Below are 16,307 nucleotides of genomic sequence, written 5' to 3' on the forward strand. Positions count from 1 at the left end.
AAAATCGTTTATCAATCATAAACTATCACTTATGTTAAAGAACTGGCTTAAAATTGCCTTTATTAATTATAAAAAGAACTGGCTTTCCACCATCATCAATCTATTTGGATTAACGATTGGACTTACCGGCTTTATGCTCATCCTGATGCATTGGAATGACGAAGAATCCTTTGAAAAATGGAATCCGAAGAAGGATCAAATCTATGGGATTCAGAGTTATTATAAAAAAGATAATACTTACGGAAGCAATATCTCTATCCCTATGGCGGAACGCGCTGCGAAGCTAATTCCAGAAGTGAAAGATTTTATTCTTTTTAGTTCGTCAGGAATGGGTTTCAAGATGACAACCAAAAACAAAACGATTTATCAACAAGACGGAATAGCGACTTCCGAAAATTTCTTCAATTTTTTTCCATTTAAATTGATTTCAGGAAGTTTTAAAGACGCTCTAAAAAGCGGAAATGCGGTTGCTCTTTCTACAACTTCAGCCAAAAATATTTTCGGAAAAACCAATGTTGCAGGAGAAAGCGTGAAATTTAATGGTAAAAATTATGCTGTAACTGCAGTTTATGAATTGCCAAAGGAAAATACTATCATAAAACCTGAATTTATAATTCTGGCTTATGAACAGATAAAAAATGATAAAGAAGCTTGGGGAAGTTTTAATTACGGATGTTTTTTTATGTTGAAAAACGATGCTGATATAGTTGCTGTGCAAAATAAATTGGTAAAAGAAGTTTTCGAACATAGAGCAAAACTCAATGAGGAAGGAGCTCCTGGTGTTACTGTTGAGAAATATATGGAACTATATGGTCCGAATACTTGTGAACTGATACCATTAGATAAATTAAAACTTCACGCAAAAGCTTATTGGTTCGGAAATGGCGATCTCCAAATAATGATGATTTTACTGACACTTTCTATTTTGATTGTCATTCTTTCGGCCATAAATTTTATTAATCTAAAAACAGCTCAGGCTTCTCAACGTGCCAAAGAAATCGGTATAAGAAAAGCCATCGGAAGTACAAAATCAAGTTTGGTTCTTCAATTTTTATTGGAAACATTTATCATTTGTTTCGCTTCATATCTTCTTTCTTTGGCTTTGACAGAGCTTCTTTTACCAAGCTTCAATAAGTTTTATGCCAAAGAAATCGTGATGAATGATTGGCATATTTACTTTTATTCTTTCTCGATGGTTTTAGCGGTTACCTTGATTTCCGGATTAATTCCAGCAATCTATTTATCAAATTTCAAAGCTATTGAAACTTTGAAAGGAAATTTCGCCAGAAGCAAACACGGCGTTTGGTTGAGAAATGGAATCCTGACCTTGCAATTAATTATTTCTTCATTTTTCATTATAGGAGGTTTAGTTGTAAACTCACAAGTGAAATATATGATGGATAAAGACCTTGGTTTTAGTGGGAAGCAAATATTGTATGTTAATTTTAGCGAGAACGTAGAAAAACCTTGGCTGAAATATGAACGTTTGAAAAATGAGTTAAGTAAAATTGAAGGTGTTGAAAGTATTTCTTTCGGAGAAGCAGTTCCCGGAAGTGGCAGATTCAGTAGCTCAAACGTAGATTTTAGAGATAAAAGTATCAATGCTCAACACGGTTCTATGGATTTTAATTATCTCCAATTTATGAATGTAAAACTGAAAAAAGGACGTTGGCTGAATCCTAATTTAGCTTCCGATACAATTTCAAATGTTATGGTAAACGAAGCTTTTGTTAAGAAATTTGGATGGACAGATGATGAAGCTTTGACAAATGAAATTCGTCCGGGTTTTGATAACAAACCGTATCATATTGTAGGAATTGTGAACGATTTTAATATTTGGAATCCGAAAAGTACGGTGGAACCAATCACATTTTTCCATTATAAAGAAACTACTTGGAAAAGATTTGGGGTGTATAACATTCAATTAAAATTAAAGCCTGATGACATCGATGGAACGATAAAAAGACTCAAATCTTACTGGCAGAAAAATGTAGAGCCAGGCTATCCTTTCGATTCTTATTTTATTGATAAAAAATTTGCCGAGAGTTTTGTAAAATATCAGAAACAACAAACACTTTTTACAATCTTAAATGCAATGGTTTTGATGGTGGCTTTACTTGGATTATTCGCTTTGTCATCATTAATGATTGAACAGAAGTTGAAAGATGTTGCCATCAGAAAAACGCTAGGCGCATCCGACAAAATCCTGATTTTTGGTTTGACGAAACAGTTTCTTTGGATTACGTTAATCGCTGTGATCATTAGTATTCCGATCAGTTATTATCTGATGAACGAATGGCTGAAAGACTTCGCTTACCGAATCGATATGCCCATCTTACCATTCATTCTCAGCCTTGTGGTTTTACTTCTGCTAACGTTTACTGTTGTAAGCATCAAAGCCTACCAAGCTACTAAAGTGAATCTGATAAAATATCTGAAGTACGAGTAAAATTTGTTAATAGTTGTCGGTTGATAGTTGATGGAGGCTATTCTCAAAAACCATCGACCGACAACCATCAACTGACAACCAAAAACCAACAACTATGTTAAAAAACTGGCTCAAGATAGCATTCATCAACTATAGAAAAAACTGGCTTTCCACAATCATCAATATTTTGGGGTTAAGTGTTGGTTTGTGTGTTTTTCTATTGATTTTTATTCATTGGCAGGACGAAAAATCTTATGAAGACTGGATTCCGAATAAGGACAATATTTATTTAGTTGAAAATGGAAACTCATCTTTCGGTACAATGGTAGTTTCCAGTTATCCGGAATTAACTGTTTCAAAAGAAAAATTTTCTGAGATTGAAGATTTCGCTATTGCAAATTCATGGTATGGGTATAAAGTACGATTGATGTATGGAAATAAGTCGGCTTATACAACCAATGCGAGAGCAACAGATTCTTATTTTGATTTTTTTCCGATGGAAAAAATTGCCGGAAGCTTTAAAAATGCAATAAGCGACGACAGCAAAGTAGCAATTTCTGAAGAAACAGCAAAGGTTTTATTCGGAGATGAGTATAAAGACTGTATCGGCAAAACATTGAAGCTTGACGATTCTGAAAACAAATCTTACGTTGTGACTGCTGTTTATAAAATCCCTACGGGAAATACAGTCTTTCGTCCTGGGTTTATAATGAGACATCCCAATATCGATAAACAGAATTTAGAATGGACAAATTACAGCTATGTAGGATATTTTAAAATAAAACCGGGAACAGATATTGCCGCTTTAGAAAAAAAACTTTCTGAGCAGCAGTCTCGACAAGAAAAAATAAGTTCCGAAAAATGGGGCGAAAAATATGATGAAAAGAACAGCGCAAAAGTGTATCTCACCCCGATAAGTAAGATGAAGCTGGATGCCAAAAGTGAAGGAATTGATAAAGGCGACAAAAAATCAATTATGATTCTTTTGGGATTATCTGCGCTGATATTGCTTTTATCAGGCATCAATTTAATTAATCTTAAAACAGCACAGGCGTCACAAAGAGCAAAAGAAGTAGGCGTGAGAAAAGTTGTGGGAAGTTCAAAATCAAAGCTGATTCTCCAGTTTTTGCTGGAAACTTTTACCATCTGTTTTACAGCGTACATTTTGGCTTTTGCAATGGTTGAACTTCTGCTTCCTTCATACAACAAGTTTTTGGGGAAAGAGATAAAACTGAATGACACGAATCTATTTATCTACAGTGCCTTACTTTTAATTGTATTCTCATTCATTTCAGGATTAATTCCGGCATTATATCTTTCAAATTTTAAACCGATTAATACGCTGAAAGGAAATTTTTCGAGAAGCAGAAACGGAGTCTGGCTGCGTAATTCTATTCTGACTTCGCAACTCATCATCTCTTCTTTTTTCATTATTTGCTCTCTGATCATTCATTCTCAGGTAAAATTTATGATGAATAAAGACCTAGGTTTTAAAGGAGATCAGGTTGTGAACATTCAGTTTAATAAAACAGATTGGGAGAATGATTATAATTTTAAAAAGTATGTACGTCTGAAAAATGAAGTGTTGAAAATTCCAGGTGTAGAAGACATTACTGGTTCGGTAAACTCTATCGGATTGGGAATGGCAAATGCATCACTTGTGAAAAATGCCTTAGATACTACAAAAACAGTGGAGAATGTTCTTGTAGGAGCTATTGATTACAATTATTTTAAATTCTATAAGATGAAATTTGCTTCAGGAAGAGATATGGATCTTCGCTATGCTTCTGATACAATTTCCGGAACTGTTGCCAACGAATCATTCATCAAAAAAATGGGCTGGAATAAAGATCAGGCTCTCGGAAAAGAAGTTTTTCCGGGTTGGGAACAGAAAAAGAAATATAAAATTATCGGTGTTTTGAAAGACTTTCATATCAATGGAGTTGATATACCTGTAGAGCCCATGTTGTTTTTTAATTATGATAGAAACTGGGCGAAAAACAATATGGGAAATCTTCAGATCAAACTTTCGGGAGATGATATTAACGGAACATTAGAGCAGATCAAAGAATTTTGGCTCACAAAAGCTGAACCGGGCTACCCTATCAACTATGAATTTGTAGATAAGCAATTTGCCAAAACTTTCGAAAAATTTCAAAAACAACAGACTCTTTTTACCATCTTAAATATTGTTGTCCTTGTCATTGCATTGTTAGGATTATTCGCTCTGTCATCATTATTAATTGAACAAAAATTAAAAGATGTAGCCATCAAAAAAGCCTTAGGTGCAGACGAAAAAACAATTATCTGGGATTTAACGAAAAGATTTTTACTTATTTGTGTAATTGCTGTTTTAATAAGCATTCCGTTTGGATATTATGCAATGAATGAATGGCTGAAAGATTTCTCTTATCGAATTGATATGCCCGTTTGGCCTTATGTTCTAAGCATGATTTCACTTCTCCTTCTGACATTTATTGTCGTTAGTTTTAAAGCTTATCGAGCCACAAAAATCAATCTTGTAAAACATTTGAAATACGAATAACCGCCAATCAGATTCCCCTCCTTTGGAGGGGTGGCGAAAATTCGAAAGAATTTTTGACGGGGTGGTTTACATGGTTATCAAATAATTCAAAAAAAAAATGAAAAAACTATTCTTCATACTAATATTAAATCTCTTTCCCGCTCAGCAAAGCTGGACACTTCAGGAAAGCTTGAATTACGCAGCTAAAAATCATCCACTGATTAAGCAGGCTACTGTAAATATTCAAAAAAATGAACGTCAGATTTCTGCCGCAAAAGGAATGCTGCTGCCGTCAATAGAAGCGGGACTTAATCATAATTATAATTTCGGATTAGGTATTAATCAAAGCAATAACCAAAGAGAAGCCATTAATACCCAATACGACAATGTATACGCACAAGCCAACTGGGAATTGTTGAACTGGCGAAATTACCTCAATATTTCATTGTCTAAAATCAATAAAGAGAGCTCAATCTATAAAATGAAACAGACTCAGAATGAAGTAAAACTGAATGTTATTCAAATGTTTTTCAGTTATCAAAACAGCAAAAGCTGGCTCGAAGTTCTGGAAACTCAAATCTCAGGAATCGAGGATCAGATTAAACGTACCGAAAAAGAGGTTGAGATAGGAAACCGCCCGAAAAGCGATGTGTATGACATCAAAGCCAACCTCGGAACGCTGCAGGAACAGTGGGTTTCTGCCAAAAACTCACGGGATCTTTCTAAAATAAATTTATTGAATGCTTTGGCAATAAGCGATGACTCTATCGAATTTCAAATGGATGAGGAAAATCTGGCTTCCTTTAATTTTGATGACCCCGAATTCGTAAGAACTCTTTTGGAGAAAAATCCGGCGTACAAAACGGTAATTGCAGATACGAAAGCAGCAGAAAAAAATATAAGTATTACCAGATCTGCCTATTTACCAACAATCAACGGGTTATACAACTGGTCAAGTTTTTATAGTAAAACCTTAGGCGAGCCTGCAGATTTGTTCTCTGATCAATTTAAAAGAAATAAGAGTCAACAGGTTGCTTTCGGGCTTTCTATTCCTGTATTTAATAAATTACAGGTTAAAAATAATGTTGAAATCGCAAAATTGAATGTCATTAATTATAACTACGAGAAGGAAATTGTCATCAATAATCTCACAAAAAGCATTAATTCTATAAAAGTACAGTTTAAGAATTCTGAAGAAAAATATACACTGCTGAAATCGAATTTTGAAAACCAAAGATTATCTTTCCAAAAGTCTGAAGAAAAATACAAAGAAGGATTGATGGATGCATATACCTTTTTTGTGGTAAGAAATAACTGGCTTCAGGCAAATTATAATCTGATCAGCAGTAAAAATGAAGTGATGCAGCAAACTGAATTGCTAAAGGTCTTACAATCTGATTTGTAAAACACAAAAACGTCAATTCGTTACCAAAACCACAGATGATGATTGGTATTTCTAGTAGATTTTAATAACCTTAAAAATTATTTCACCATCAAAAGTACGCTCAATAATATACAAATATTGATTATATTCGCAGTATTATTAACCATTTAAAATGAAGAAGAAAGTTGTACTTGTACAAGATAATAAAGATATCCTTCAAATAATGGATCAGGTGCTGGAGGAAGAAGGATTTGATGTGACCGGATCTTTGACCACAGACCCCATAAAGAATATTGATAAAATAGATCCGGATATTGTAATTGTAGATGATCACATAAAAGGTTCTGTAAAAGGTTCGCAGGTTATCAAAGAATTAAAATCTGATCCTGATACTGAAGAAATACCTGCTGTTCTTACGTCGACATCTAATAATATTGCTTCCGAGGCGGCAGAATGTCTGGCTGATGACTTTATTGGCAAACCATTTGGAATTGATGACATGATTGATGTCGTTAAAAAAAATACGGATTCTTAATTATTGTAATGATTTTTTTGTCTTTTAATTAAAGAAAAATAAGACTTTCATAGAATAATTTAGATCAATTCTCAACATCTTTTTAGAGCAAAGTTCCAACAGCTATTTTCATGTTTTATTTTTTTTAATTTAAAATTCTATTGGCATTCTTTCACAATTTTATAAACCTATATTTGTAATCAACTGCAATTTTTAATCGATAAAAAGCTATGGACTCAGTAGAAATGGAAAACCAAATACTTCTGTTAGTAAGAAAAAAACACGAGGAAACCGGTGGAAATAATGGGAACTTTTTCGGAGACTTTGATCATATCCTGAATCTCCCAATTGCTGAGAGAAATGCATTCCTGCAAAACATGGTGAACAGAAAACTGATCGTCATTCGTGAAGGTGGAAACGCCAGAATGATTATGCTACCGAAGTAAATTTCCATACAGTTTTCCAACCCAAATCTTTATAATTATTTGCAAGCCAAATAACTCCCTTCATACTCTCCTACTGCAACGTTTTTTTATTTTGGAGACAAAAGTTTAATGATTAACTTTACATTTCACCGAGTTAATCTTTATCCTATGAAAAAAATAGTACTTTTTCTTTTAATGACTTTTGTTTTCACAGCTTGCGGCGAAGAATGCTATAATGCTCCTATGCCGATTGTTTTTGAATTCGTTGATGCCGATGACAAAAACCTGATCACCAATGGAACTCTTGATCCCTTTTCAATCAGTGACGAAAATAAAGTCGGGGTAACGCTTACAAAAACAGATGACGGAAAAGTTATCTTAGAAAATGTGGGTGCTTACAATGGTACAAAAAACTATACTTTTTATTCTTCACTTAAGGTGTTTAATTTTTCAATAGAATCGTCAGAATTCAAAGGTGGTTGTGATGGTTACCAAATTAATAAATTAACCTTTAAAGGTGTGGGTATTGATGTAAAAGACGAAAAAGGACATTATAAAATTGTTTTTCAATAATGTAAATGATTTCATTTTTTCAAAGAACATCCATTGTTTCTTTTCTGAAATCAGTGGTATTATAAGTGTTCTTCTGGCAATGGAAGATTATTTTTTTTCATAAATTCAAGTAAATCTTTATACTTTTCTTCATAATCCCCACCACTACATTGATCAGAAATACTACAAACATCCGAAGGTTTTATATCTAAAATTTTTGAAATTTTGGTAAGTATTTCAAGATTAATTTTCACTTTTGAGTTTTCGATATCAGAATATGCTTTTTGAGAAATTCCCATCTCAAATGCCATGTATTCTTGCGTTAAATCACGATCTCTTCTGATTTTTCTGATATTCTGCCCACACACTTTCATCCCGTTTATCTTTAGTAGTTTTTGGTATATTTTAGAAGCTAAGCTAATAGTCTCTACCAAAGTTACTCATTACCTTTGAAAAAACATTAGACACGTAACATGATATTTATTTTTACTTCGGCAAAGCCTTTATTTAAAGTGTTTTCTAGGAAATAAAATCATTCTTTACAACAAACAGGAATTATGGAGACGCAAAAATTTCACTATGACAATAATATTGTCAGGGCATTCCTCTATGCCACTATCGTATTCGGAATTATTGGTTTTATTTTAGGATTAACAGCCGCTTTAATGCTGTTTTATCCGGAATTGCCAGAATTTTTATTCGGAACTGATGATACAACTATCCAAAGTTTAAGAAGCGGAAACATTCAGGGGCTGATTAATTCGCAGGGAGCTTTAGGCTTTGGAAGAATCAGAATGCTTCATACGAGTGCTGTTATTTTTGCTTTTGTGTGTAATTCTTTCTTTTGCGGTGCATATTACAGTATGCAGAGACTTCTGAAAACCAGAATGTACAGCGATACGCTTTCCTGGATTCATTTCTGGTCTTGGCAAATTATGATTATTGCCGTTGTGATTACATTTTTAATGGGAATCAACACTTCAAAAGAGTATGCTGAGCACGAATGGCCGATTGATATTTTGATCACATTCTCTTGGGTTATTTTCGGAATCAATATGTTTGGAACGATTGCCAAAAGAAGAGTGCGTCATTTATATGTAGCGATTTGGTTCTATATTGCCACGTGGATTGCTGTTGCCATGCTGCATATCTTCAATAATCTTGAAGTTCCGTTATCATTCACAAGCTGGAAGTCTTATTCTGCCTACGCAGGAGTAAAAGATGCTTTGGTACAGTGGTGGTACGGTCATAATGCAGTGGCATTCGTATTAACAACACCGGTTTTAGGTTTAATGTATTACTTTATGCCAAAAGCTGCCAACAGACCTGTATTTTCTTACAAATTATCAATCATTCACTTTTGGTCATTGATCTTCGTTTACCTTTGGGCAGGGCCTCACCATCTTCAGTACACTGCTTTACCGGCTTGGGCTCAGGCGGTGGGAACTGGTTTTTCAATCATGTTGATTGCACCATCTTGGGGTGGAATGCTGAACGGGCTATTAACCTTAAGAGGTGCTTGGGATAAAGTAAGAGAAAATCCTATTCTTAAATTTTTCGTAGTTGCAATTACCTGTTACGGAATGGCCACTTTCGAAGGACCGCTTTTAGCAACAAAATCTTTAAACAAAATCGGGCATTATACAGACTGGGTTATCGGTCACGTACATTTAGGAGCTTTAGGATGGAATGGTTTTATGGCATTCGGAGTGGTTTACTACTTGGTACCGATCATGTGGAGAACCGAAATTTGGTCTAAAAAACTCGCCAATTGGCACTTCTGGTTGGGAACATTAGGAATTATTTTCTATGCCGTACCAATGTATATTGCAGGATTTACCCAAGGTTTGATGTGGAAACAATTTAATCCGGACGGAACCTTATTATGGAAAAACTGGCTAGATACGGTGACTGCAATTATTCCTTATTTTAAATTAAGATTCTTAGGCGGATTATTTTATTTGAGTGGAGCTATTTTAATGGTCGTTAATGTTTTTAAAACCATCAAAGCAGGTTTATTTCAAAAAGAAGTTCCAGCAGAAGCACCAGCTTTGGCCAATGTAGGAAGTGCAAGAAAAGAAGGCGAAGGCGTACATCTTTGGCTCGAAAGAACTCCTCACCTCCTATCCATATTAGCATTTGTTGCCATTGCAATCGGTGGTTTGGTAGAAATCGTTCCTACACTCACGGTAAAGAGTAATTTACCCCAAATATCAGCAGTAAAACCCTATACTCCACTTGAATTGGAAGGCAGAGATTTATACATAAGAGAAGGCTGTAATTCTTGCCACTCTCAAATGATAAGACCCTTCCGAGATGAGGTAATGAGATTTGACGGTAAAAACGGACAGTATTCCAAAGCAGGAGAATTCGTTTATGACAGACCATTTTTATGGGGATCAAAAAGAACAGGTCCAGATTTGCATCGTGAAGGCGACAGAAATCCTGATTCATGGCACTTCAAGCACATGTACAACCCAAGAATTACATCAGCAGGTTCAATCATGCCACGTTTCCCTTGGCTGATTACCAATAAACTAGATCGTTCACAAATGGTTGACAAGATAAAGTTAATGAAAAACACTTTTGACATTCCTTACACAAAAGCTCAAATCGATTCTGCAGATCAATGGGCAAATAATCAATCTGCAGCGATTGTCAAGCGAATTTATTCTGAAGCAGCTGATGTAAAAGATCAAATGGAAGAAGAAAAAACCGCCAAAGGAAATACATTTGTTCCACTTGAGCAAAGAGAAATTATCGCTATGATTGCGTATTTGCAAAGATTAGGAACAGACATCAAAACAACCGACATCAAAACGGCAAGCGTAAAATAATGAATCGTAAAAATTTTAATTAAAATGAAAACGAGAACCCCAATATCAATATACATCGCAGTAACATTAGGATTTACCTTTATGGCATTCGAGATGTTCGCATCAGATTCCGGTTACTTTACTTCACCATTTTTCTGGGCATTGCTTGTGATTGTTGTCATTCTGCTTTTCATCATGCATTCTATCGGAGATTTAGTAGAAAACGAAAATTTTAACAAGCTATCAGATGATGAGAAAAAGGAATATTTAACAGAAAAATCAACACCTTATTTTCAGAAACTTTGGAACTCTGCCTTTAAAAAACAATCTCAGACTGAGGAAAAAGACCTTCTTATCGACCACGGTTTCGACGGAATCACAGAGCTAGACAACTCTTTACCCAAATGGTGGATTGGTCTTTTCTATTTCGGAATTGTCTTCTGCGTCGTCTACATCATTGCATTTGCATTCACAGATTATGCTCATCCTGATGCCGAATATGACAAAGAAACCAAAACCATGCTTGCATCAATCGCAGAATATGAAAAAACTACCCCGCAAATTGATATAGAAACCGCAAAATATAATGCTGATAATATTGCAGAAGGTGAACAGATTTTCAAAACCAATTGCGTATCGTGTCATTCAGATTCAGGAAAAGGCGGAATTGGCCCCAATCTAACCGATACTTATTGGATCAATATTAAAGAAAAAAGTCTTTTCAAAAATGTATTCTGGATGCTTGAAAATGGTTCGCCCAATAATCCTACCATGCGGCCATTCATCAAAGATGGTACAATAACAGGACGAGAAGCAGAGAAAGTTGCAGCTTACATTTACCACATCAATCAGGAAAAATCACCAATTACCGAAGCTTTGGGTGGTGCGGCACCTCAAGGTAAAGCAGCCAATTGGGAGTAGTATGTCTCGTCAAATTTATAAATCAATAATTAAGAAGATATTGCCTTTGTCTTAGTTTACAAAATTTCTAAACTATTCACTTTTTCCATCTCAATGAGTTTGCTTTGACAAGGGCATTTTTTAAAACTCTACAAACAATTTCACTTTATTTATTAAAAAAAATGAATATCAAACCTATACACAACTTCCATATTCCTGTGATGGGATTAGCTTACACTATCGATACCCCTATTCGTCTGGCTCATTTAGGAATATCATCTGTGATTTCTATTATTGATGATGAGATTATCGAAAAAATGAGAAGCTTTTACAGTGAGAAGTTTAATATAAAATACAAGGCAATTTCAACAAAGACCTATGATTACCGCTGTGAAAGAATAACAGCATATCTTAACATGGTAGATGATATTGTCAATAATAAATTTCAAGCTTTCAAAAAAGATCTTATAAGCAATATAGTTACCCTGAAAAACTTTATTGCCATACTTCCCAATACCTCATTAATAAAAGCACAATTGCAGCAATTTATTTCGAGCAAAGGAGATCAAATGGCAGATTTAAAAAACTATGTAAACAAACACCTTTCTCCTGGCAGCATTGACGTTAACATTATGACTAAAGTCGACAAGGAAAATTTTCTCAAAAATGAACAGCTGCCTAATATCTACAATGATGCTCACTCATCTCTGCGTGGTTTTGCAAAAAGTAAGTTATCTTCTTCAATGGTACTTTCTGCCGGTTTTAATCCTAAATTATACAGTTATATAGAACAATTTGAGGATTTTTATCCTGACAATAACGATTATCTCAAGAAGCAAATCATTATCAAGGTCAGCGATTTCAGATCTGCTATGATTCAAGGTAACTTTTTGGCGAAAAAGGGTTTGTGGGTCAGTGAATACAGAATCGAATCAGGATTAAACTGTGGCGGACATGCATTTGCTTCAGATGGCTTTTTATTGGGTCCTATTTTAGAAGAATTCAAGCAAAGAAAACATGAGCTGATTGAGTCTGCTTTTACTTTAATGGTGTCGTCACTTCAAAATAAAAACAAACATATTCCCAGCAAACCGTCTTTAATGAAAATTACGGTACAAGGAGGAGTGGGAACTGCTGAAGAACATCTATTTCTTTTAGAAAATTATAATATTGATAGTGTAGGCTGGGGTTCACCGTTTTTACTGGTTCCGGAAGCAACGTCTGTAGATTTTGAAACCCGAAAACTATTAGCAATGTCAAAAGAGAATGATTTTTACCTTAGTAATATATCGCCATTAGGAGTTCCATTTAACACAGTAAGAGGTTCATCCAATGAAATTCTCAGGAAATCAAAAAAGAATTATGGCAGCTCTTGTCCTAAAAAATTATTGGCTTTAAATAAAGAATATTCACCTAAAGGCATTTGTACAGCATCTAAAAAGTTTCAGAATTTAAAGCTTGATGAGCTGTTGAAAACTAAAGATATTAAGAATTCACAAGAATTTTCAAAAGAAAAAGAGGAAATTATAGAGAAATCATGCTTATGTGTAGGTCTCGCAAATGCGGCTTACTTAGAACACGGAATCGAAATAAAAGGTGAAAAACAAGGAGTAGTTATTTGCCCCGGGCCTAATCTTGCTTATTTCGACAGTGAAGTGACTCTTTCACAAATGATACAGCATATTTATGGAAATGGTAATATCCTTTCATCCTCTTATCGTCCAAATATGTTTGTCAACGAATTAAAAATGTACGTAGATTACTTTAAAAAGCATATCTCAAAACTATCTGAAACAAATTTAACGGAACAAAAAAAATGGAATTATTTTAAACAAAATATACTGAATGGGATTGCTTATTATGATGAGATGTTTAAAAATTTATCATTTTTCAGACCACAAGCTGAGACTATTGCTGCTGAACTTCAAAAATATAAATTATTGTTATTGGAATAAAACATTGTCATAACAATTTCCTTTTACTTATTAGTTTTTATTTTGGTATTCGTGATGTGCTTCGCAATTCCGCTCATACTTCGGGTAATGTTTTTTCCAGTTATTGACGAAAATAACCTTTCTGTCAAACAGATCAATGACCGTAATAAGGTACAACCAAACCAGACCTGTATGGATATAGATAATATCTGACACCCAGACCTATTTGCTGTTTTTAACCTAAAAATTCTAATTCATATAATTCTCTACAACAGGGTATCGGTGAGAAGAAACCTAACGAAGTGGTTCGGCGTAGCTAATTGGTGGTTTTTTTAAATTTTTTCTTCACAATACTTCTCAGGTTGCAAAAAAAGGGCGTGAGGTACTTATTCCCTTTGCTTTCAATTCTCTGGCCGTGCAGGGACTTCCATATTGATGGAGGTTAAATAATAGAAATACTGTTTACTTTAGAAAGCCTTAAAATTTCTTAAATAAATTTTACAAACTGTCTTTCTTTCGATAGTGTATCAGTGATAATTTTTTAAGAATCTCTGCACTTTGCTCTGGGGTAATATCACGTTGTGGTTCTGCCAGCATTTCGTAACCTACCATAAATTTTTTTACTTCGGCATTTCGCAGCAACGGCGGATAAAAATGCATATGAAAATGCCATTCAGTATGCTCTTTCCCATCAGTCGGCGATTGGTGGATTCCTGCTGAATATGGAAACGAAATCTCAAAAAGATTGTCGTATTTTGTGGTTAAATCTTTTATTATTGAAGCCAAAGAAAGCTTTTCGGAATCAGAAAATTGAAGGATATCTTCCGCTTTTCTTTTACTGACAATCATTGTTTCATAAGGCCAGACTGCCCAAAACGGAACTAATGCGACGAAATCCTCATTTTCAAGAATGATTCTTTCTTCGGCTTTTAATTCTTTTTTAACATAGTCTTCTAAAAGTGAACTTCCGTTTTTATCAAAGTATTTTTTAAGATTTTCCTGAGTTCTCAAAACTGTCGACGGAATCGAAGACTGTGCCCAGATCTGTCCGTGTGGATGCGGATTGCTGCACCCCATCACACTTCCTTTGTTCTCAAAAATCTGAACATGATTGATGTAATCTTCAGCTCCCAAATTTTCGTACTGCTGTTGCCAAACATCTACCACTTTTTTGATGTCGTCGACTTCCATTTCTGGCAAAGTCAGGCTGTGATTTTCCGAAAAACAAATAACTCTGTTGATACCTCGTTCCGGTTTTAATGAAAAAAAATCCGATTGTTCATCAGAAAATTCAACATCATCTTTCATCAAAGAACCAAAATCGTTTTCGAAAACAAAAACACCTTTATAATCAGGATTTTTATCACCATTCACACGTACATTTCCCGAACATAAGTAGCAATTCGGGTCGTGGGAAGGAAGTTTTTCTTCGGTTACTTTTTCAGTTTGTCCCTGCCAAGGTCGGTTGGCTCGTTGCGGAGACACTAGAATCCATTCATCCAAAAGCGGATTGTATCTTCTGTGAGGGTGCTGCTTTTGATTAAATGACGAATTCATTCTTTTTGTATTCTCTAATTCCATCTGATATTTTTACACGGTACACTTTCATTTCGATATCAAAATCAGCTCTGTATTTTGCACTGATGTTTTTAATCACTTCATCTACATTTTCATCTTTTATAAGATTGATACTGCATCCGCCAAAGCCACCACCCATTATTCTTGCGCCCAGAACGCCGTTTTCTTTTAAAGTTTCTTCCACCATAAAATCCAATTCTCCGCAGCTTACTTCAAATTCTGTTGAAAGTCCGGAATGAGTTTCGTTAAGAAGTTCTCCCAAATATTTCACATCGCCTTCAGATAAGGCTTTGGCAGCTTTTTCTACTCTTTTTATTTCTTTCAAAAGATACAGACATCTTTTGTAAGATGTCTCTCCTATTTCCGTTCTCACTTCATCCAACATTGAAAAGCTGAAATCTCTGAATTTTTCTACTTCCGGGAATTTTTTCCACAGTACTTTCTTTCCGTTATCAACATCATTTCTCCTGTCGTTGTAGCCTGAAGTCAGATGCGTATGTTTTACACAACTGTCGAAAAGCACAAGACTGTACCCTTCAATATTAGCTTCAAAATACTGATGCTCCAGAGAATTGCAGTCGAGCATTATCACTTGGTGTTCTTTTCCGAAAACGGATGCGAACTGATCCATAATTCCGCACTTTACGCCAACAAAGGTGTGCTCGGATTTCTGACCAATGAGTGCCAATTCTTTTTTAGATAAATTTAAATCAAAAATCTGGTTGAGAATATAAGCAAATCCGCATTCCAAAGCTGCGGAAGACGACAAGCCTGAACCCATCGGAATCGTACTGCTGAAGGCAATCTGCAAACCGCCAATCTGTTTTCCACTTTCCTGGATTGCATTGAAAACACCCAGCAAATAATTGACCCAGATCTGCTCAACCGGAGTTTGCTTTTGATGAATATTAAAACTAAAAGATTCATTAAAATCTTTCGCAAAAAAAGTACAGTTTTCTGACTCACCCACCTTTTTTACGGCAAAACAAATATGCTTGTCGATGGCGGCTGGAAGAACGAAACCATCGCTGTAATCAACGTGTTCACCGATAATATTAATTCTTCCGGGAGCCAGAAAAAAGCTGTCAGGTTCAGATTGAAAGGCTGATTGAAATGCCTCTTTGGTATGTTTGATTAATTTCTCCTGCATAGGTGACTGCAATTTATGATTTTAAATCTTTTTTGCCACGAATACACGAATGTTTTTTTGGAAAAAATATAAAATTTATTCCTGCATTCGTGGCATATTTTA

Annotated in this window: 12 protein-coding genes; 9 read left to right on the forward strand and 3 right to left on the reverse strand. The window is 34.9% G+C overall.

The genetic code is table 11. From position 1 onward, the window contains the following. Positions 1-31: 31 nt before the first annotated feature. The 6 genes from MQX03_RS04385 to MQX03_RS04410 all read left to right on the forward strand — a co-directional run bounded on the left by MQX03_RS04385 (position 32) and on the right by MQX03_RS04410 (position 7,848). Positions 32-2,449 carry an ABC transporter permease gene (locus tag MQX03_RS04385; RefSeq protein ID WP_242801791.1) on the forward strand — a complete coding sequence of 806 codons (2,418 nt, stop codon included), beginning with the start codon at positions 32-34 and terminating at the stop codon, positions 2,447-2,449. A 94-nt stretch (positions 2,450-2,543) separates the two neighbouring features. Beyond that, entirely contained in the window at positions 2,544-4,973 is a 2,430-nt protein-coding gene (locus tag MQX03_RS04390; protein ID WP_242801792.1) for an ABC transporter permease, read from the forward strand. Positions 4,974-5,070: 97 nt separating this feature from the next. Beyond that, a complete protein-coding gene (locus tag MQX03_RS04395; RefSeq protein WP_242801793.1) occupies positions 5,071-6,357 on the forward strand; it encodes a TolC family protein in 1,287 nt (428 codons plus the stop codon). A 151-nt stretch (positions 6,358-6,508) separates the two neighbouring features. Beyond that, on the forward strand, positions 6,509-6,871 hold the full coding sequence (locus tag MQX03_RS04400; RefSeq protein ID WP_242801794.1) for a response regulator: 363 nt from the start codon (positions 6,509-6,511) through the stop codon (positions 6,869-6,871). Positions 6,872-7,080: 209 nt separating this feature from the next. Next, the gene (locus MQX03_RS04405; RefSeq protein ID WP_129533753.1) at positions 7,081-7,296 is read left to right on the forward strand and encodes a hypothetical protein; all 216 of its coding nucleotides are present in this window, start codon (positions 7,081-7,083) and stop codon (positions 7,294-7,296) included. Positions 7,297-7,443: 147 nt separating this feature from the next. Beyond that, positions 7,444-7,848, forward strand: a complete 405-nt coding sequence (locus MQX03_RS04410) for a hypothetical protein (RefSeq protein WP_242801795.1) — start codon at positions 7,444-7,446, stop codon at positions 7,846-7,848. 59 nt (positions 7,849-7,907) lie between these two features. Here the strand turns inward: MQX03_RS04410 and MQX03_RS04415 are convergent, their stop codons facing one another. After that, positions 7,908-8,261 carry a helix-turn-helix domain-containing protein gene (locus tag MQX03_RS04415; RefSeq protein WP_242801796.1) on the reverse strand — a complete coding sequence of 118 codons (354 nt, stop codon included), beginning with the start codon at positions 8,259-8,261 and terminating at the stop codon, positions 7,908-7,910. Positions 8,262-8,384: 123 nt separating this feature from the next. Between MQX03_RS04415 and ccoN the strand changes: the two genes are divergently transcribed. The 3 genes from ccoN to MQX03_RS04430 all read left to right on the forward strand — a co-directional run bounded on the left by ccoN (position 8,385) and on the right by MQX03_RS04430 (position 13,498). Then, positions 8,385-10,664, forward strand: a complete 2,280-nt coding sequence (gene ccoN / locus MQX03_RS04420; RefSeq protein WP_242801797.1) for a cytochrome-c oxidase, cbb3-type subunit I — start codon at positions 8,385-8,387, stop codon at positions 10,662-10,664. A 24-nt stretch (positions 10,665-10,688) separates the two neighbouring features. After that, positions 10,689-11,564: a cbb3-type cytochrome c oxidase N-terminal domain-containing protein gene (locus MQX03_RS04425; protein WP_242801798.1), complete on the forward strand. Its 876-nt coding sequence runs from the start codon at positions 10,689-10,691 to the stop codon at positions 11,562-11,564. 161 nt (positions 11,565-11,725) lie between these two features. Further along, positions 11,726-13,498, forward strand: coding sequence for a hypothetical protein (locus MQX03_RS04430; RefSeq protein ID WP_242801799.1), 1,773 nt, complete (start codon positions 11,726-11,728; stop codon positions 13,496-13,498). 477 nt (positions 13,499-13,975) lie between these two features. Here the strand turns inward: MQX03_RS04430 and MQX03_RS04435 are convergent, their stop codons facing one another. Both MQX03_RS04435 and galK read right to left on the reverse strand, forming a co-directional pair. Continuing rightward, positions 13,976-15,058 carry a UDP-glucose--hexose-1-phosphate uridylyltransferase gene (locus tag MQX03_RS04435; RefSeq protein ID WP_242801800.1) on the reverse strand — a complete coding sequence of 361 codons (1,083 nt, stop codon included), beginning with the start codon at positions 15,056-15,058 and terminating at the stop codon, positions 13,976-13,978. Then, entirely contained in the window at positions 15,018-16,205 is a 1,188-nt protein-coding gene (galK, locus tag MQX03_RS04440; RefSeq protein ID WP_242801801.1) for a galactokinase, read from the reverse strand. Before galK ends, MQX03_RS04435 begins: the two co-directional genes overlap by 41 nt. Positions 16,206-16,307 lie beyond the last annotated feature (102 nt).

The sequence above is a fragment of the Chryseobacterium aahli genome (assembly GCF_022699665.1).
Taxonomy (GTDB): domain Bacteria; phylum Bacteroidota; class Bacteroidia; order Flavobacteriales; family Weeksellaceae; genus Chryseobacterium; species Chryseobacterium aahli.